The sequence below is a fragment of the Flavobacterium sp. SLB02 genome, from assembly GCF_009664855.1.
Classification (GTDB): Bacteria; Bacteroidota; Bacteroidia; order Flavobacteriales; family Flavobacteriaceae; genus Flavobacterium.
This window is the reverse complement of record NZ_CP045928.1, coordinates 4,391,467-4,409,415: the sequence shown is the minus strand read 5'-3', so window position 1 is coordinate 4,409,415 and position 17,949 is coordinate 4,391,467. Positions and strand designations below refer to the sequence as shown.

The window sequence follows — 17,949 nt, the reverse complement described above, 5'->3', positions numbered from 1 at the left end:
TTTATTAATATGCGCAATAGCAAGGTTTTTGTCCAAAGGTATAAGTTAAAGTGATACCTGAAAACACATACCAGTCATTATTATTTAAATTTCCAAATTTCAGTACGTTTGCACTGTTTGTATTGGGGTTACTTCCGTCGATATTATCTGTAAAGGTGTAGCGGGCTCCAACTTCGGCTCCTAAAACCCAGTGCGGTGCTATATTCGATTTTATACCTAATATAATAGGTATAGCAAACGAACTTCCGTTTTGCTTTTGCATTACGTCTGGATTGGTTATGTTACGATACAATTGGTCATAAAGAAAAAAACTTAATCCCGAATATATATAAGGAGTAACTTTTGTATGGTAATCATGCAGATTAAAATCGAAAAAATTAAATTCTAAACCGGCAGACAGTTCTTTTATGTCATTTTTAAAACTATAACCTCTCAGGTTTCGTCCTGTTTCTTTCGAATCAAGGTCATTTCCGGCTACGCTTGATTGCGTATAGGAAAAACGATACGCATGACGCGGACTTTTATTCCATTTATATAAAATACCAACAGCCAGCTTTTCAGGAGTAATATAAGTAGTACTTCCTACGTCACCAACAAAGTTACTTCCACCAAGAAAAACACCAATCTCATTGATTTGAGCATTTAGTGTGATAAAGGGGAAAAAACATAACAATAAATTAAAAATTTTCTTCATTTAATTCAAAATTGCGTGCAAATATAATAATTATCGATACGAATCAACGTTCCTTTGGTTAAATGTGCTTTTTTTTAAATTTACAATATGGTTTTGAGACATTTAATGATGATTCGATACATGCAGAACGGCAAAATGTGGTATTATCGTATAGTTGTGAATCATAAAAGAGCTTAATTTCTCTTATCCTCTCCCCAAAGTAATTTATTTCGTAAGGTTTTTAAGAAAGTTTCTCCTGGGATTTCGATCATATTTATTTTAAAATCAGTTTTTCTGATCGTTAAAACCGATTCGTTTTTTACCGAGGCAATTCTGGAATCTAACGAAACTAAATATTGGTCTTCTCTTCCTGAAACACGAAGTTTAATCTCGGTGTTGTCCGGGATTACAAGGGGTCTGGCGTTTAAATTATGTGGAGCAATTGGTGTAATGACTAAACTTTCGACATTTGGGGTCAAAATAGGGCCTCCACAGCTTAATGAATATCCTGTAGAACCGGTAGGTGTGGAAATGATCAGGCCATCTGCCCAGTACGAGTTTAAATATTCATCATTTAAGTAAGTATCAACCGTAATCATCGATGTGGTGTCTTTTCGGCTCACAGTTACTTCATTCATGGCGAAATTCAGATTCTCTTCGATTGCATCATTTTTTGGATCACAAGTTATACTGAGTAAAGTTCTTTCAGAAATCGTATAGTTTTTGTCAATTACAAACTGTAAAAAATTATCAATACTTTCTTTAGGAACTGTGGCCAGAAATCCTAATCTTCCTGCATTGATTCCTAATATGGGAACGCCTGAGTTACGAACTAATGTTGCGGCTCTTAAAATGGTTCCGTCGCCGCCAATACTAATTAGCATATCAAAACTATCATCTAATGATGTACTGGACGAAAAAGTTTCATATTCTTTTTTAACAAGTTGTTTTTCGTGAAGCATTTCCAGAAAGTTTTCTTCAATAACCATTTCGACATTGTTGTTTTTGAAAAACAAAAAAATATCTTTGATAATGGGTTCCGTACTGTTTTGATAATACTGTCCGTATATGGCTACTTTCATTCTTTCTAATTAGATAATAAGGGAAATGTGTTAATTTGATACTTTATTAGTTGAGATCATTTTCTAATTTTCTCATTGACCAATTTTCTAATTTATATATTAAGGTATTTGTCCAGGTAATCTGAGCGCTCTTTCAGGCTATTGATGTAAGCGTCTTCCTGATGTTCTGAAATAATTTCATAGCCATATCTTCTATAGGTCTGAATAATTTCATTCATTGGACCAACGCCAATTTTTATGGTAATCTGAACATTCTCCAGATCAGCTTCAGATACAAAACAGCCCAGGATTTTACCATTATTGCTTTCTACAATTTGGGTTACCTGACCCATAGAATAATCTAAAAGCCCTTTTTGAACGATAATGATACCGCCTTGCTCTTTTAAAAATGGAGTTTCCTGAAAAAATTTCATGATATCTTCCATTTCATAGTAGCCAATGTAGGCATTGTTTTCGTCAAGAACCGATACTACATTGGTATGATTCTTTGCAAAAACTTCTAAAACATCAAGCCAGATCATCGATTTTCGGGCAAAAAAACGTTCCAGAGTGTATTTGTAATCTATAACTTTTTTATCTGTGTCAAAAGTTTCGACATCATCAGCAGCGATACTTCCAATGAAAATTCCGTTTTCCAGAACCGGAAAATGCGAAAAATTCAAATCAGCAAAAAAGTCCTGAACCGTGGCTATCGTTTCCTGACTATCTATCGCTCTGAAATCATTGGTGATATAGTTTGTAATTTCTGTCATAAATCTGTTAAGGATATTTCATGCAAAATAATCAAAAAATAGCAAAAACTGCTACGTTTTACTTTGTATTTTTGTCGTAACAAATATAGTGTTACTAGAATTAATTATCTATTTATATGACAAAGTTAAGTGTAAATATCAATAAAATTGCAACCCTTCGAAATGCGCGAGGAGGAAATGTTCCTGATTTATTAAAAGTAGCCACCGATATCCAGAAATTCGGAGCACAAGGAATTACCATTCATCCACGTCCGGATGAGCGTCATATTCGTTATCAGGATGCACGCGATTTAAAAGCAATCGTTCATACAGAATATAATATCGAAGGAAACCCTCAGCATAATTTTATCGATTTGGTTTTAGAATGCAAACCAACCCAGGTAACATTAGTTCCGGATGCCATTGGAGCAATTACCTCTTCTGCAGGTTGGGACACGATAAAAAATCAGGATTATTTGAGGGAAGTAATTCAGGAATTTCAGCGTAACGGAATCAGAACTTCGATTTTTGTTGATCCGGTTTTGGATATTATCGAAGGAGCAAAAAAAACAGGAACAGACAGAATCGAATTATATACCGAGGCTTTTGCATACCAATATGATTTGGGAAACAAAAACGGAATTGATCCTTATGTGAAAGCAGCAGAATTAGCCAACGAATTAGGCTTGGGAATTAACGCCGGTCATGATTTGAGTTTAGATAATATTCAGTTCTTTAATCAAAATATTCCAGGTTTATTAGAAGTTTCTATTGGTCACGCTTTGATTGCTGAGGCATTATATCTTGGTTTGGATAATGTGGTGAATATGTATTTGAATAAATTGAAATAGATTTTCAAAAAAAATGAAGAAAATTCAGGAGTTGCTTGCGTAGCTTCGTATGATCTTTAAGGATAAAATAAATATTTAAAGTAAAATTTAATGTTATACTCAAAAATAGAAGGCGAAGGAAAACCATTTATCATCATGCACGGATTCTTAGGAATGTCTGATAACTGGAAAACTTTGGCAGGACAATATGTAGAAGCCGGATTTCAGGTTCATATCTTAGATTTACGAAATCACGGCCGTAGCTTTCATTCAGACGAATGGAGCTATGAGGCCATGGTGCAGGATGTTTTCGAATATTGTCAGGCCAATCAATTAACTAAAATTGACATTCTTGGCCATTCGATGGGCGGAAAAGTAGCCATGCTTTTTGCCACCACACATCCTGAAATTGTAGATAAACTAATTGTGGCCGATATTGGGCCTAAATTTTACAAACAACATCATCAGGATATATTGGCAGGTTTAAATGCCATTGATTTTTCGGTAAAACCAAGCCGAAATGATGTCGAGGCAACTTTGTCAGAATATGTTCCTGATTTTGGAACCCGACAATTTTTATTAAAGAATTTATATTGGCAGGAGCCAGGACAATTGGCTTTTAGATTTAATCTTGCTGCTTTCAATAATAACTTAGACGCCATTGGAAAAGCTTTGGCAGATGATTTGGTTTTCGATAAACCAACCCTGTTTATTCGCGGAGGAAATTCAGGATATATTCAGGATTCAGATTTTGATGCCATACGTCAGCAATTTCCAAACGTTAAGTTCGAAACAATTCCAAACGCAGGACATTGGCTTCACGCCGAAAATCCTAAATTGTTTTTTGAATTAACGACTGAGTTTTTAAAAGATTAAAAAAAGTCGCCACAAATTTTAATTCAATATTGACTCAATTTTAATTGGTGAAAATTGGTGAAATTTGTGGCAAAAAAAATCATTTTAATCTGTGGCAAAAAAAACAGTGTAAAATTCACTACTTTTAATCTAACTTTAAAAATCAAAAAATATGAAAATATTACTTAGACTCCTTGTTACTGCTGCCTTGGTGTTGTTAATCGCTAATTTTTTAACTGGGGTTCATGTCGCGAGTTTTGGCACGGCAGTAATCGTTGCGATTGTTTTAGGATTGCTAAATCTTTTTATAAAACCAATATTGGTTATCCTGACTTTGCCTGTTACCTTTATAACTTTAGGTTTATTTTTATTGGTAATTAATGCCATCATTATTTTGTTGTGCACCAATATTGTCGGAGGTTTTGCAGTCGACTCATTCTGGACCGCATTGCTGTTTAGTGTTATACTGTCTATTCTTCAGTCGATTACTTATAAAATTTTAGGAGACGATAATTAAATCAAAATATAAAGCGGGCTAAAAACCCCTTCAAATACAATAAATTAAAAACTTGGTTGGGTTGCAAAAATTTTATAATTTTGCAACCCAATTTTATTATGTAAATTAAAGAAGAAGATGGATATTAAAAGAGTAGCAATAGACGCTGTGAATGAAACAATTGTAATGACAGTTGTTCACATGGATTATAAAGGTCAGGTAGCAAAAAGAATAAACGAAAAAATGCCATTGGCAACCGTTAAAGGTTTTAGAAAAGGACAAGTTCCTAAAGACCTTGTTGAAAAACAATACGGAAAAGCTATTAAGCAAGAAGAAGTTAAAAAAGTAGTTGATTTGGCTTTAGAGCGTTTTGTTCAATCTGAAAGATTAAATCTTTTAGGAACTCCTCTTGCTAAAGAAAACGAAAACTTTGATTGGGATGCTGAAGAACTAACTTTCGAATACGAAATTGGTTTAGTGCCAAACTTTGAAATTGACTTAGAAGCGAAAAATGATATCGTAAAATATATCGTTACTGCTGATGATAAATTAATCGACGGACAAGTAGAACGTATTCAAAAACAATTTGGAAAAGCAATTCCACAAGATAAAGTTGAAGCTGATTCAGATTTAACCGGAACTTTCGCAAACGAAGAAAAAGGAATCAACAATACTACTACAATTGCTGTATCTACTTTTAACAAAGCTGCTGCTGACAAATTCATCGGTAAAAAAGTTGGAGATGTTGTTACAGTAAGCACAAAAGGTTTATTTGCAGATGACCACCAATTAATGGACTATTTAAAAGTAGCTCATGATGATGTTCACGGATTAGATATCGAGGTAAACTTTACTATCGAAGCAATCAACGGAGCAGAATTGGCAGAATTAAACCAGGAATTGTTTGATAAACTTTTTGGTGAAGGAAAAGTAGCTTCTCTTGAAGATTTAAAAGCTAAAATCAAAGAAGATGCTGAAGCTCAATTCGCGCAACAAGCAGACCAAAAATTATTATTAGACGTTCAGGATTTCCTAATCGAAAATACAAAATTTGATTTACCAGCTGAATTTCTTAAAAAATGGTTACAAACTGTTGGAGAGAAAAAACTTTCTGCAGAAGAAGCTGAAGTTGAATACGCAAGATCTGAAAAAGGATTACGTTTTCAATTGATCGAAGGAAAAGCAATGGCACAAAGCAATATCCAAATTACATTCGAAGACTTGAAAGCTTTTACAACAAACGCGATCAGACAACAAATGGCTCAATTTGGACAAACAAACCCAACTGACGAAGAAGTACAAGGAATCGTGGCTAGAGTATTATCTAACCAAGAAGAAGTGAAAAGACTTTCTGAGCAAGTAGTAGCAGAAAAATTGTTAGAAGTGTTCAAAGAAAAAGCAAATCCAACAACTAAAGAAGTAACTTACGAAGAATTTATTGCTGCGTCTTACGGAGAATAATTTCTAAAACAATAAGTATATTTGAGCGTCGGGAAGTTTTTTCCTGACGCTCTTTTGTTTTAATTTATTTTTGATTACTTTTCAGAAGCTAATTCAGCTATTCGTTACAAGTTTTTTTATGGCTGCCTTTTTTTGTAAGGCAAAAAAAGAGCTTCCGTTGGTCGCTTTTTTTTACCAACAAAAAATAGTTGCCATTTCAAAAAGCTTTTCACTGCTATCTGGGCTATTTAAAAACAAGTTCAAAAACTTGAAACCTGAAACGAAATTAAACTTGAAACAAAAAACCAAGACAAATTGACATCCTTTAGAAAGAGGTACAACCTTTGATGAAGAGTAGATACAGATATAACATAAACTTAGAACACTTAAAATATGAACTACGGTAAAGAATTCAAAAAATTTGCTACAAAGCACCAGGGAGTAAATGCAATGTACTACGACAAAATCGTAGCAGCAATGAACCCAACAAACATGACTCCATATATTATCGAAGAGCGTCAGTTGAATATTTCTCAATTAGACGTATTTTCAAGATTAATGATGGACAGAATCATCTTTTTAGGAACAGGTATCGACGACCAAATCGCAAATATCGTTCAGGCTCAGTTATTATTTTTAGAGAGTGCTGATGCATCAAAAGACATTCAAATTTATCTAAATTCTCCAGGAGGAAGCGTTTACGCAGGTCTGGGAATTTACGACACTATGCAATACATTAAACCAGATGTAGCTACAATTTGTACAGGTATGGCAGCCTCAATGGGAGCAGTTTTATTATGTGCAGGAGCAGCAGGAAAACGTTCGGCTTTACCACATTCAAGAGTAATGATTCACCAGCCATCAGGAGGAGCACAAGGTGTTGCAACTGACATGGAAATCAACTTACGCGAAATGTTGAAACTAAAAGATGAATTGTACCATATTATCTCTCAGCATTCAGGACAAACTTTTGACAAAGTGCACAAAGACAGTGAGCGTGATTACTGGATGAAAGCTGACGAAGCAAAAGAATACGGAATGATTGATGAAGTATTAAGAAGAAGCTAATTTTTTTTAATGTTCAAAGTTACAAAGGGACTAAGGTTCTAAGATTAACTTGAAACTTGAAACAAATTAAACTTGAAACAAAAAAAATAAAAGTTAATAGCTTGCTAAGTTTTTGAGGTTTTATTGGTAAATCTCAGAAACTTAGTAACTTTGCGACTTATGTAACTAAAAAAGAATGGCTAAAGTAGTATTAGAATGTTCGTTTTGTGGAAGAAAGAAGCCAGAAACCAATTTATTAATTGCAGGTATAAATGCACATATCTGTGATAAGTGTATTGAACAAGCACACGGAATTGTAATAGAGGAATTAAAATCAAGCGGAAGCGCGAAACTTGTTGGGGATTTAATTTTAAAGAAACCAAAAGAAATCAGAGCTTTCCTGGATCAATACGTTATTGGTCAGGATCAGACTAAAAAAGTAATGTCGGTTGCGGTTTACAATCACTACAAACGTTTAATGCAACAGCAATTAGACGACGAAGTAGAGATTGAAAAAAGTAACATCATTATGGTAGGACAAACCGGAACCGGAAAAACATTGGTAGCCAAAACTATCGCAAAAATGTTAGACGTTCCTTTGGCTATCGTTGATGCAACCGTACTTACTGAAGCTGGTTATGTGGGTGAAGATGTCGAAAGTATTTTGACACGTTTGCTGCAAGCTGCTGATTATGATGTAACCAAAGCCGAAAGAGGAATTGTATTTATTGATGAGATTGACAAAATTGCCCGTAAGAGCGATAATCCATCGATAACACGTGACGTTTCTGGTGAAGGAGTACAACAAGCTTTACTGAAATTATTAGAAGGAACAGTTGTAAATGTACCACCAAAAGGAGGACGTAAACACCCAGACCAGAAATTTGTTGAGGTAAATACTCAAAACATCCTGTTTATTGCAGGAGGAGCTTTTGATGGAGTAGAACGTATCATTTCGAAACGTTTAAACCGTCAGGCAGTTGGATATTCTACTTCTAAAAATGTGGATAATATCGATAAAGACAATTTATTGCAATATATCATTCCAAAAGATATCAAAGACTTTGGTTTGATTCCTGAGATCATTGGTCGTTTACCGGTTTTAACGCATATGGATCCTCTTGACAGAGAAACGTTACGTGCGATTTTAACGCAGCCTAAAAACGCCTTAATCAAACAATATCAAAAATTATTCATGATGGATGATGTTGAATTTAATATTTCAGATGAAGCATTAGATTTTATTGTTGATAAAGCTTTAGAATACAAATTAGGAGCTCGTGGATTACGTTCGTTATGCGAAGCCATCTTAACAGATGCGATGTACGAATTGCCAAGTTCAGACGATAAAGTGTTGACAATTGATAAAGATTACGCAAAACATACTTTGAATAAAAATCTATTGAAGCGAATGGAAATTGCTTCATAAATCTTGATATACTTTGTCAAAGTTTGAAACTTTGACAAAGTATACCTAAAACCTGCTCCAATAAAAGAGCAGGTTTTTTTTATACTTTTTCTGTACTCTTTTCGTTTCTGTTTTTATGTAAATTGGCATTATGAAAAAAATAATCTTCATCATAATCTTTGCGTTGATGTTGTCCTGTAAAAACAACAAAAAGCATCAGGAAGCAAGCAATTTTAAGCCTGAAAAGGCATTAGAAATTACTCCTAAAGAAAAACCTCGCAGCGAAATCGAAGACATTGATTACAGCACTTATTACAAAGAAGCACTACAATATTGCAAACGCAACAATCTCAATCAGGATACATTTTTCCTGATCGATTTAGGCATGCATTCCGGTCTTAAGAGATTTTTTGTATATGATTTTAAAGAGAATAAAGTATCAAAAGCCTACATGGTTAGTCATGGTTGTGGCGAGAACAAATGGGGCGCAACGATGTCGAAAGAAAATGCCCCAATAAGCAATGAGTTTGATTCGCATTGTTCGTCAATTGGAAAATTTATTATTCTGGATCGCGGAGTGAGTCAGTGGGGTATAAAAGTGAATTATGTTTTGCAGGGAAAAGAAAAAACAAATTCACATGCCAGAAGCAGGGCAATAGTATTGCATTCCTGGGAAGCGATTTCAAGCGAGGAAGTTTATCCTCAGGGAACTCCCGAAGGTTGGGGTTGTCCTGCGGTTTCTAATACAGACATGAAAGAGATCGATAAACTTCTGAAGGAAAATAAAAAAGTCCTGATGTGGATTATTAAGTCGTAAAGCTTGGTTTGAATTTTTCGGACTGATTTTCTAATGGAAAATAAAATTTCTAATATAGCCCTGATCGAAACGGCATCCTTTTGCTGTAGGGTTCACAGCAAAAGATATAGTGGAGAGCAGGACAGAAGGTGTTTTTAAAACGGAATTTCTGCTCCTGAAAAAAATTATTGCACTCTAAATTTTTCTCTGTATTCTATTGGTTTCATGCCCACCATTTTAAAAAATACTTTTCGAAATGCTTTTGGATCATTGTAACCAGTTTTTTCGATAATCTCCGAAATCGAAAGCTGGGTTTGCTCCAGATATTTCTTAGAACTTTCGACCCGTATATTTTGGAGATATTCAATTGGCGGAATTCCCGTAACTTGTTTGAATCGTCGTGTCATGTTTCGGGTACTCGTTGGGATATCTTTAGTGATTTCTTCCAGTTTTTCGATAGTTTGATACTGGCTTTCTATTTTTTGCTGCAGCATCGCGACCAAAGCATCGTTGTGCAAATGATTGGGTCTGAATGTGCTGAAATAACTCTGTTTATATCGGTTTAAATCGATCGAGAAAATCTTGGCAATCTGAACCGCAATTTCGTTTCCGCAATATTTCTGAACCAGTAAAATCAGTAAATGAAATGTTGAGGTCGAACCGCCGCTTGTGTATAAACTGCCGTCTGCCGTTAGGGTTTCTTCGGCTTTAAGTTTTACTAACGGAAACGCTTTTGTAAAAGCACTGCAGGCATCGACATGAGTTGTAGCCAGTTTTTCGTTTAATAATCCTGATGCGGCAAACAAAAATGCGCCTGTGCAAAAACTCGCCAATTCGGCTCCGGATCGATGTTGTTTTTGCAGCCAGGGAATAAAATTCCTGTTCTTTGCAATCATCTCACTCATATTATCTGTAGTAAAAGCAGGAATGAGAATTAAATCTAAAATTTCATTAGAATCTTCGATAGGATTGACTTCATAACCAAATAAACGTTCCTGATTGATTTGTTCTGCCAATTGAAAAACCATAATATCAAAAGGTTTTTGGGTACTTAGTTTATTGGCGGTTTCAAAAACTTCTAAAATCGCAGCTATGCTTAATAATTTATAGTCGTGCGGTACAATTAAGCCTACTTTCTTACTCATAATGATTTGTATTTTAGAAAAATGACAACATACAAAAATAGCTAAATTGTCTTAAATGACCCTAAAGTTGACTTTTAATGTATGTTAAAGCTTTCTGTAATATTTTAAATTTGCTTAATAAATTTGTAAGTTTATATATAAACTGAGTATAAATTTAAGAAAAACACAATGATAACAGTACAAAATACGATTAATGCATCGATAGATAAAGTTTGGGAATTCTGGACACAGCCTGAACATATTAAAAACTGGAGTTTTGCTTCGGCAGAATGGCATACGCCTTATGCAGAAAATGATTTAAGAGAAGGCGGAAAATTCAAATCGACCATGGCGGCAAAAGATGGCAGCATGAGTTTTGATTTTGGAGGTGAATATACTTTGGTCGAAAAAAATAAAGCGATTGAATATGTAATGGAAGATGGCAGAAAAGTTGAAATTACTTTTACTGAAACTCCGGACGGAGTAGAAATTATCCAAAGCTTTGACCCTGAAACTCAAAATTCAGACGAAATGCAACAGGGAGGCTGGAATGCAATCCTGGATAATTTTAAAAGTTATGTAGAGCAAAATTAGTTTTTTTTGAGGTTAAAAGGTTCAAAAGTGGCAAAGGGACAAAGTCTTTAAATTCAGCAAAAAAAGCTTTGTGCCTTAGTGCCTTTGCGGCAAAAGGCACCTCTACTTAAATTATCTTATATAACTTATATGGTTTAAAATAAAAAAAATAAAAAAACTATGACAAAACAAATATGGCTGAATTTGCCAGTCAAGGATGTGGCAAAAGCAAAAGATTTTTTCTGGAAAATAGGTTTTTCTTTTAATGAGCAACACGATACACCCAGCTCAACATGCATGGTGGTAGGTGAGTCGCATTTTGTTGTGATGCTTTTTGAAGAATCATTATTTACCGGTTTTTCTCAAAACAAACTCACAGATACGCAATCAAGTTCAGAAGTTCTGATTTCGATTGATGCAGAAAGTACTGATGAAGTAGATGAATTGGCAAAGAAAGTCGAAGAGGCCGGCGGAACTGTTTTTTCGCCCCCGGCAGAAACTCAGGGCTGGATGTATGGCTTTGGTTTTGCAGATTTAGACGGTCATCGTTGGAATGTTTTATTTATGGATTTTAGTAAATTATCATAATGATGGAAACTTTAGAATTTAAAATCAGAATCAAAGCTCCGGCCGAAAAAGTCTGGGCGGTTTTATGGGACGAGGAAACCTATAAAAAATGGACAGGAGTTTTTTGTGAAGGATCATATACAATAACAGATTGGAATCAAGGTGATAAAGTGCATTTCATGTCTCCTAGCGGAGAAGGAATGTATAGTATTATCGAAACTAAAATTCCAAATGAATATATGGCTTTTAAACATTTAGGTGAAATAAAAGACTTTAAAGAGATGCCTATTACCGAAGAAACAAAAAAATGGAGCGGGGCAATGGAGACCTATCGATTAACTCGGGATGACGAATTTATCGATTTAGTCGCTCAGATTGATACAGTCGAACAGTACATCGATTATTATAAAGAGGTTTTCCCAAAAGGATTAGAGGTTGTAAAAGAATTATCAGAGGAAAGAGAATAGAATAAAGAGGATAGATTGCAATAAACAAAAAAACAACAAACAATAAATAATCATGGCAACATCAGTAAACCCTTATTTAATATTTAACGGGAATTGCGAGCAGGCATTTCTGTTTTATAAATCAGTTTTTGGAGGAGAATTTCCGTATATCGGAAAATTCAAAGACATGCCTGCAGGTGAAGACGGCGGTTGTGCCGAAATATCAGAGAAAGATGCCAATAGAGTAATGCATGTTTCATTGCCCATTGGAGGTACTATTTTGATGGGAAGCGATAGTAACGACCAATCCGGCGATGTGGTTTTTGGAGGAAACTTTTCAGTATCTATAAATGTTGAAAGCGCTGCAGAAGCCGATAGAATCTTCAAGGGACTTTCTGCAAACGGAACGATTTATATGCCGATGAATAAAACTTTCTGGGGAGCTTATTTCGGAATGTTCAAAGATAAATTCGGCGTAAGCTGGATGGTAAACTTTGATGAATCAGAACCTATGAAATAATTCAGAAATAATTCGCCACGAATTCCTAAATTAAGCATTTAAAATTCGTGGCGGAAAAAATAACATATAGAGTGGCATAATTTCTCTTTTTAGCCATCTACTCTAACTAAAAAGTTACGTTATTTTAATAGCGGAACATAATTGTTAAATTAATTCAAAAAGCACATTCTTATGTGCTTTTTCTTTTCAAAAAAACAAACAATATTCTTTTTTATCAACAATAGATTACCGATTTTTGTCGCTTCTTAAAATCAATAGATAAAATGGCAATAGAAGGTAAAGAGATTATTTTATTAAAAGTCTCAGGACATGATAAAATAGGAGTAACAGCAGGTTTAACAGCCGTATTGGCTACTTACGATGCTAATATTTTAGATATTGGTCAGGCTGATATTCATGATACACTTTCTTTAGGGATCTTGTTCGAAATCGAAGCTGGTTCAACTTCCGGTCCCGTTTTAAAAGACTTATTGTTTAAAGCATATGAACTGGGAGTTAAGGTAAAATTTATTCCAATTTCTGTAGAAGATTACGAAACCTGGGTAAAATCACAATCAAAACAACGTTATATCATCAATATTTTAGGCGAGAAACTGGCCGCTTCACAATTGGCCGCAGTAACCAAAATAATGTCAGATCAAAACCTGAATATCGATTCTATCATTCGATTAACAGGTAGAACCTCTATTGTCGAAAAAGAAGAATATCCGCGTTCTTGCATACAATTATCCGTAACCGGCGAAATTGTAAATAAGATCATTATGACGGCAAGTTTCATGGAAATTTCCAGAACCCTGAATGTCGATATTTCGTTTCAGGAAGATAATATTTACAGACGAAACCGTCGTTTGGTATGCTTTGATATGGATTCTACTTTAATCCAAACCGAAGTTATCGACGAACTAGCAGAGCTAAACGGTGTTGGAGATCAGGTTCGCGCTATTACAGAATCGGCGATGAATGGCGAAATAGATTTCAACGAAAGTTTCAAACAGCGTATGGCGCTGCTGGAAGGTTTGAGCGAAGATGTTTTGCAAAATGTTGCCATCAATTTACCCATTACAAAAGGAGCACATCGTTTGATGAAAGCCCTGAAATACTACGGATACAAAACTGCAATTCTATCGGGAGGATTCACCTATTTTGGAGAATACCTGCAAAAAGAATTGGGTATCGATTACGTTCACGCCAACCAATTAGAGATCAAAGACGGTAAACTAACTGGTAAATATTTAGGCGAAATCGTAGACGGTCAAAAGAAAGCCGAATACCTAAAAGCCATTGCCGAAAAAGAAGGAATCCACATCAACCAAACCATAGCAGTAGGAGATGGAGCCAACGATTTGCCAATGCTAAACTTAGCCGGCTTAGGAATTGCTTTTCACGCAAAACCAAAAGTAAAAGAAAGTGCATCAACCTCAATATCAAGTTTAGGTCTTGATGGAGTTTTGTACTTATTAGGATATCACGACAGGTATATCGATATGATGTAATAAAAAACGAGTGAGGTTAATTTTGTCTTTTCGAGGAGCTAAGCAATCTTGCTAACACGAGCAAATAATGTACTGCTAAGTGTGGTTGCTTAGTTCCTCGCAATGACTCGCAGCAGATCATTTTACAATAAAAACAAACCTTAGTTTTCAATAAAAAGCTTAGGTTTTTTTATGGGCATGTCCCTGTCCCTCCGGGTCGGTCTATCCGTTCCAATCTTTTGTGTCCGCCGCGGCGGACACAAAAGGATTTCCACTTCTATCCCTTATGCAACATAGCAATTCATGTATTAATGGAACTTGAGTTTTTATAAGTTTATCCATTATGCTAGTGCGAGCGTCTCGCTCGTACCCGCAAAGTAAATGATTTAAAATTGATTGTACTTGGGAGCGAAGTAATTCTGTTTATTGTCGTACAATAATTTGTCCGGTTAAAAAAATGGAATGCCAAGTTGCAAAAGTCAAAACGAACTTTTCAACTTGTAATTGATTTGTCTTACTAGAAGATTGTGTATTCATTTCAACTTTATAAAGATGATTTGAAGTTGCTGATTCAGTTTTCCAACATTCAATTATTCTACATGCAACTTCTCTTGGCTGCAGATTTTTGTCTATAAGCTTACACTTCACCAACATCATGCATTCTGGATTACCTGTCATGTCAAATTCAACATTTTTAATTAATCCTGTCTCGGTCAGCCAATGTTCAAAGTCAATTCGAAATCCAAGAAGATCATTAATATCAGAATAGGGTTTTATATTTTTATCAATAGATTTTAGAAAGGTCGAGCCATCCCAGTAATTGAAATCGGTTCTAATTATCGAAGTAATTTTTCCTTTAGCAACAGTTCTTGCTCCTTCTTTGATTTCAAAGTCCTGTCCAATAAAAAAATGTCCTACATGAAAGTCTGTACTTAATGTTTGCAAATAAACTTTTACTTTTTCGCCTGGATTACAAATTTCTTTGTCTATGAATTGCTGTGGAGCATCCCAGTTTTTTCCATTATAATAAAATTGACCACGATAACCACTGCTCACGGCAGTTTTACGGCCGCCTTCTTGTTCGGTTAGGTAGTAAATTTCGGCTTCAAGTTGAGGTTCTGTAAGTATGTGTCTATTGATAGAATTCATCTACATCTCCTTCAACTGCTCCAAATAATCCCTTTGATTCGAAAGTCTCGGAATTTTATGCTGACCGCCTAGTTTGTCACGTTCCTTTAGCCAATCATAAAATAAGTTTTCGCGAGCTACATTAATCACCAAAGGATTCAATGTCATATTGTTGTGGCGTTTGGCTTCGTAATCAGAGTTTAAAGTCTGTAAAGTTTCATCCAGCACTTTCTGGAAAAGACCAACATCAGATGGTTTTTTCTTGAACTCGATCATCCATTCATGTGCGCCTTTTTCTTTGTCCTGCATAAAAATAGGAGCAACGGTATAATCGATAACTTCGGTTTGGGTAATTTGGCAGGCTTTGGCAATCGCCTGATCGGTATTTTCGACCATTAATTCTTCGCCAAAAACATTAATATGATGTTTGGTTCTTCCCGTAACCCGAATTCTGTATGGGTTTAAGGATGTAAAACGAACCGTATCTCCAATTAAATAACGCCATAAACCGGAATTGGTTGTAATAACAATCGCGTAGTTTTTGTTCAGTTCAACATCGGCCAAACGAATTACTTTTTGATCCGGAGTTCCAAAAGTATCCATTGATATAAATTCGTAGAAAATGCCATAATCCAGCATCAGCAACAAATCGCTTGAATTGTTTAAGTCCTGAATGGCAAAGAAACCTTCAGAAGCATTGTATATTTCGTAGTATTTAAAATCTTTACTAGGTAATATTTTCTTGTATTGTTCTTTATAAGGAGAAAAACTCACACCTCCGTGAAAGTAAACTTCCAGATTAGGCCAAAGTTCTAGTAAGCTTTGTTTACCTGTATTTTCTAAAACCTTATTCATTAAAACCAACATCCAGGAAGGAACTCCTGCAAAGCTGGTCACGTTTTCGTTTTTGGTTTCGTTTATGATGGCCGCAATCTTAGCTTCCCATTCACTCATCAACGAAGTTTTACTGCTTGGCGTACTGCTAAATTCAGCCCAGATAGGCATATTCTCAATCAAAATAGCTGATAAATCTCCAAAGAAAGTATTGTTGTTTTCATAGATCTGAGAACTTCCGCCCAGACGAAGACTTTTTCCTAAAAACAATTCCGAGTCTTCGTTGTTGTTCAAATACAAACAAAGTAAATCCTTACTTCCTTTATAATGGCAATCCTCAAGTGCTTCGTTACTAACCGGAATAAATTTACTTTTCGCATTTGTAGTTCCGCTAGATTTGGCAAACCATTTTATAGGAGTTTCCCAAAAAACACCCTGCTCGCCCTGACGCGTACGTTCTATTAAAGGCTGAAGTTCTTCATATGTAGCAATAGGAACCCTTTCAGCAAAAGTGGCATAGGATGTAATCGATTCAAAATCATATTTTTTTCCTATAACTGTATTCTCAGAGGCCGTCAATAAATTGTGCAAGAGTTCTTCCTGAACTTCGTTGGGATATTTTAGAAAAAGTTCTATTTGATGTATCCTTTGTTTTAGGACCCAAGAGGCAAACGAATTGATTATTGATAAGGGCATGAGTTAATTTTTAGATTGCTGATTTTAGATTTTAGATTTCTCTTGACACGAAAATCTAAAAATATAAAATTTGAATATCGATCGACAAATACTAACTTTGCCGTTGTATCAAAAATAGTGTTTTTTTGTAAAAAACAGTTCTATAAAAGTAAAGATTCCAAGTGACAATTGGAATTTTAACAAATAAAAGTTCACAATCCAGAGTAAATCTAATATCTGAAATCTACAATCTAAAATTCTTATGACATATCAAGGAGTACTTACAAAAATGCAAACTGAACTAGGCAGCCCAATTCAATATTATTTGGTTTTCGAAGATAGTTTTCTTAATATGAATCAACTTTTAGATAAAGAGATTGAGATTAATTTTGCAGGTTACGAATGTCTGAATTGTCATAAAAAGAAAAAAATATTCCGTCAGGGATTTTGCTACGATTGCTTTTACTCCAGTCCTGCAGTGGGCGACTGGATTATGAGACCGGAATTAAGTACTGCTCATTTAGGAATCGCAGATCGTGATCTTGATTATGAGCAAAAAGTACAATTACAGCCTCATGTCGTTTACCTGGCTTTGGCGAGCGAAGTAAAAGTGGGTGTAACACGCAAAACCCAGGTTCCAACCCGTTGGATCGATCAGGGTGCAACGCAGGCAATTGCAATTGTCGAGGTTCCTAATCGCTATTTAGCCGGAATTACCGAGGTAGCTTTAAAAGATCATTATACCGATAAAACCAATTGGAGAAAGATGCTTCAAAATACCAGCGGAACTTTTGACCTTCTCGCTGAAAAAGTTAAGGTGGAAAGCTTAATTCCTGATGAGGCCAAGGAGTATTTTTATTCCCAAAAAAATGATTTATATGAACTGCATTATCCGGTTTTAAATTATCCTGCAAAAGTGGTCAGTTTAAATTTGGATAAAACCCCATCCTTTCAGGGGAAATTAATAGGAATTAAAGGCCAGTACTTAATTTTTGAAAACGGAACTGTTTTTAATGTTCGCAGTTCAGAAGGTTATGTTGTTACCATAACCGTATAGGTTTATAGGTTACTCATCGGATTTTATTGGTTAACCGTCTAGTATTTATTTGCTTACAAAATAGTTTTTGTAATTTTAAATTACTTTCAAGTAGCTGAATATGTGAATGTTGATACATTTACTTACAATTTTGTAATAATTGCTTATTGAAAGAATTTAATTTTAAAAAATAAAAGAGACTAGTTTTAAACTAGT

The 17,949-nt window shown here is 35.0% G+C and carries 19 protein-coding genes; 13 read left to right on the top strand and 6 right to left on the bottom strand.

The genetic code is table 11. The features are described from left to right. Positions 1 to 4 precede the first annotated feature (4 nt). From GIY83_RS16380 to GIY83_RS16370, 3 genes are all read right to left on the bottom strand, one after another. Positions 5 to 694 (bottom strand): DUF6089 family protein, encoded by a 690-nt coding sequence (locus GIY83_RS16380; protein ID WP_208682529.1) that lies wholly within the window; start codon positions 692 to 694, stop codon positions 5 to 7. 173 nt (positions 695 to 867) lie between these two features. Then, a complete protein-coding gene (locus GIY83_RS16375) occupies positions 868 to 1,755 on the bottom strand; it encodes an NAD kinase (protein WP_194618074.1) in 888 nt (295 codons plus the stop codon). Between the two features lie 92 nt (positions 1,756 to 1,847). Further along, on the bottom strand, positions 1,848 to 2,507 hold the full coding sequence (locus GIY83_RS16370) for a CBS domain-containing protein (protein WP_194618075.1): 660 nt from the start codon (positions 2,505 to 2,507) through the stop codon (positions 1,848 to 1,850). 116 nt (positions 2,508 to 2,623) lie between these two features. Here GIY83_RS16370 and GIY83_RS16365 point away from each other — a divergent pair, with 116 nt between their 5' ends. The 7 genes from GIY83_RS16365 (at position 2,624) to GIY83_RS16335 (ending at position 9,379) form a co-directional block, all read left to right on the top strand. Further along, positions 2,624 to 3,337 carry a pyridoxine 5'-phosphate synthase gene (locus GIY83_RS16365; protein WP_194618076.1) on the top strand — a complete coding sequence of 238 codons (714 nt, stop codon included), beginning with the start codon at positions 2,624 to 2,626 and terminating at the stop codon, positions 3,335 to 3,337. A 90-nt stretch (positions 3,338 to 3,427) separates the two neighbouring features. Further along, positions 3,428 to 4,192 carry an alpha/beta fold hydrolase gene (locus GIY83_RS16360; RefSeq protein WP_194618077.1) on the top strand — a complete coding sequence of 255 codons (765 nt, stop codon included), beginning with the start codon at positions 3,428 to 3,430 and terminating at the stop codon, positions 4,190 to 4,192. 151 nt (positions 4,193 to 4,343) lie between these two features. Further along, positions 4,344 to 4,688, top strand: coding sequence for a phage holin family protein (locus GIY83_RS16355; RefSeq protein WP_208682527.1), 345 nt, complete (start codon positions 4,344 to 4,346; stop codon positions 4,686 to 4,688). A 117-nt stretch (positions 4,689 to 4,805) separates the two neighbouring features. Next, a complete protein-coding gene (locus GIY83_RS16350; protein WP_194618079.1) occupies positions 4,806 to 6,128 on the top strand; it encodes a trigger factor in 1,323 nt (440 codons plus the stop codon). 372 nt (positions 6,129 to 6,500) lie between these two features. Then, on the top strand, positions 6,501 to 7,175 hold the full coding sequence (clpP, locus tag GIY83_RS16345; protein WP_055095106.1) for an ATP-dependent Clp endopeptidase proteolytic subunit ClpP: 675 nt from the start codon (positions 6,501 to 6,503) through the stop codon (positions 7,173 to 7,175). A gap of 175 nt (positions 7,176 to 7,350) precedes the next feature. Continuing rightward, positions 7,351 to 8,583 (top strand): ATP-dependent Clp protease ATP-binding subunit ClpX, encoded by a 1,233-nt coding sequence (clpX, locus tag GIY83_RS16340; protein ID WP_194618080.1) that lies wholly within the window; start codon positions 7,351 to 7,353, stop codon positions 8,581 to 8,583. A 130-nt stretch (positions 8,584 to 8,713) separates the two neighbouring features. Further along, positions 8,714 to 9,379 carry a murein L,D-transpeptidase catalytic domain-containing protein gene (locus GIY83_RS16335; protein ID WP_194618081.1) on the top strand — a complete coding sequence of 222 codons (666 nt, stop codon included), beginning with the start codon at positions 8,714 to 8,716 and terminating at the stop codon, positions 9,377 to 9,379. Between the two features lie 164 nt (positions 9,380 to 9,543). On the opposite strand, the gene GIY83_RS16330 is transcribed toward GIY83_RS16335, so the two are convergent. Then, a complete protein-coding gene (locus GIY83_RS16330) occupies positions 9,544 to 10,503 on the bottom strand; it encodes a GlxA family transcriptional regulator (RefSeq protein WP_208682525.1) in 960 nt (319 codons plus the stop codon). A gap of 168 nt (positions 10,504 to 10,671) precedes the next feature. Between GIY83_RS16330 and GIY83_RS16325 the strand changes: the two genes are divergently transcribed. From GIY83_RS16325 to serB, 5 genes are all read left to right on the top strand, one after another. Beyond that, positions 10,672 to 11,076 carry an SRPBCC family protein gene (locus GIY83_RS16325; protein ID WP_194618083.1) on the top strand — a complete coding sequence of 135 codons (405 nt, stop codon included), beginning with the start codon at positions 10,672 to 10,674 and terminating at the stop codon, positions 11,074 to 11,076. A gap of 159 nt (positions 11,077 to 11,235) precedes the next feature. Beyond that, positions 11,236 to 11,643: a VOC family protein gene (locus tag GIY83_RS16320; RefSeq protein ID WP_208682523.1), complete on the top strand. Its 408-nt coding sequence runs from the start codon at positions 11,236 to 11,238 to the stop codon at positions 11,641 to 11,643. Then, positions 11,643 to 12,089: an SRPBCC domain-containing protein gene (locus GIY83_RS16315; RefSeq protein ID WP_228520538.1), complete on the top strand. Its 447-nt coding sequence runs from the start codon at positions 11,643 to 11,645 to the stop codon at positions 12,087 to 12,089. The genes GIY83_RS16320 and GIY83_RS16315 overlap by 1 nt, the downstream gene beginning before the upstream one ends. Before the next feature lie 52 nt (positions 12,090 to 12,141). Further along, positions 12,142 to 12,588, top strand: a complete 447-nt coding sequence (locus GIY83_RS16310) for a VOC family protein (RefSeq protein WP_208682521.1) — start codon at positions 12,142 to 12,144, stop codon at positions 12,586 to 12,588. Positions 12,589 to 12,851: 263 nt separating this feature from the next. Continuing rightward, positions 12,852 to 14,081, top strand: a complete 1,230-nt coding sequence (gene serB / locus GIY83_RS16305; protein ID WP_194618086.1) for a phosphoserine phosphatase SerB — start codon at positions 12,852 to 12,854, stop codon at positions 14,079 to 14,081. A 402-nt stretch (positions 14,082 to 14,483) separates the two neighbouring features. Here the strand turns inward: serB and GIY83_RS16300 are convergent, their stop codons facing one another. Both GIY83_RS16300 and GIY83_RS16295 read right to left on the bottom strand, forming a co-directional pair. Beyond that, on the bottom strand, positions 14,484 to 15,209 hold the full coding sequence (locus GIY83_RS16300) for a hypothetical protein (RefSeq protein WP_208682518.1): 726 nt from the start codon (positions 15,207 to 15,209) through the stop codon (positions 14,484 to 14,486). Next, complete coding sequence (locus tag GIY83_RS16295; protein ID WP_208682516.1) at positions 15,210 to 16,718, bottom strand: GH3 auxin-responsive promoter family protein; 1,509 nt, start codon at positions 16,716 to 16,718, stop codon at positions 15,210 to 15,212. Between the two features lie 241 nt (positions 16,719 to 16,959). Here GIY83_RS16295 and GIY83_RS16290 point away from each other — a divergent pair, with 241 nt between their 5' ends. Beyond that, positions 16,960 to 17,754 carry a DUF2797 domain-containing protein gene (locus tag GIY83_RS16290; protein ID WP_208682515.1) on the top strand — a complete coding sequence of 265 codons (795 nt, stop codon included), beginning with the start codon at positions 16,960 to 16,962 and terminating at the stop codon, positions 17,752 to 17,754. Positions 17,755 to 17,949: the final 195 nt, after the last annotated feature.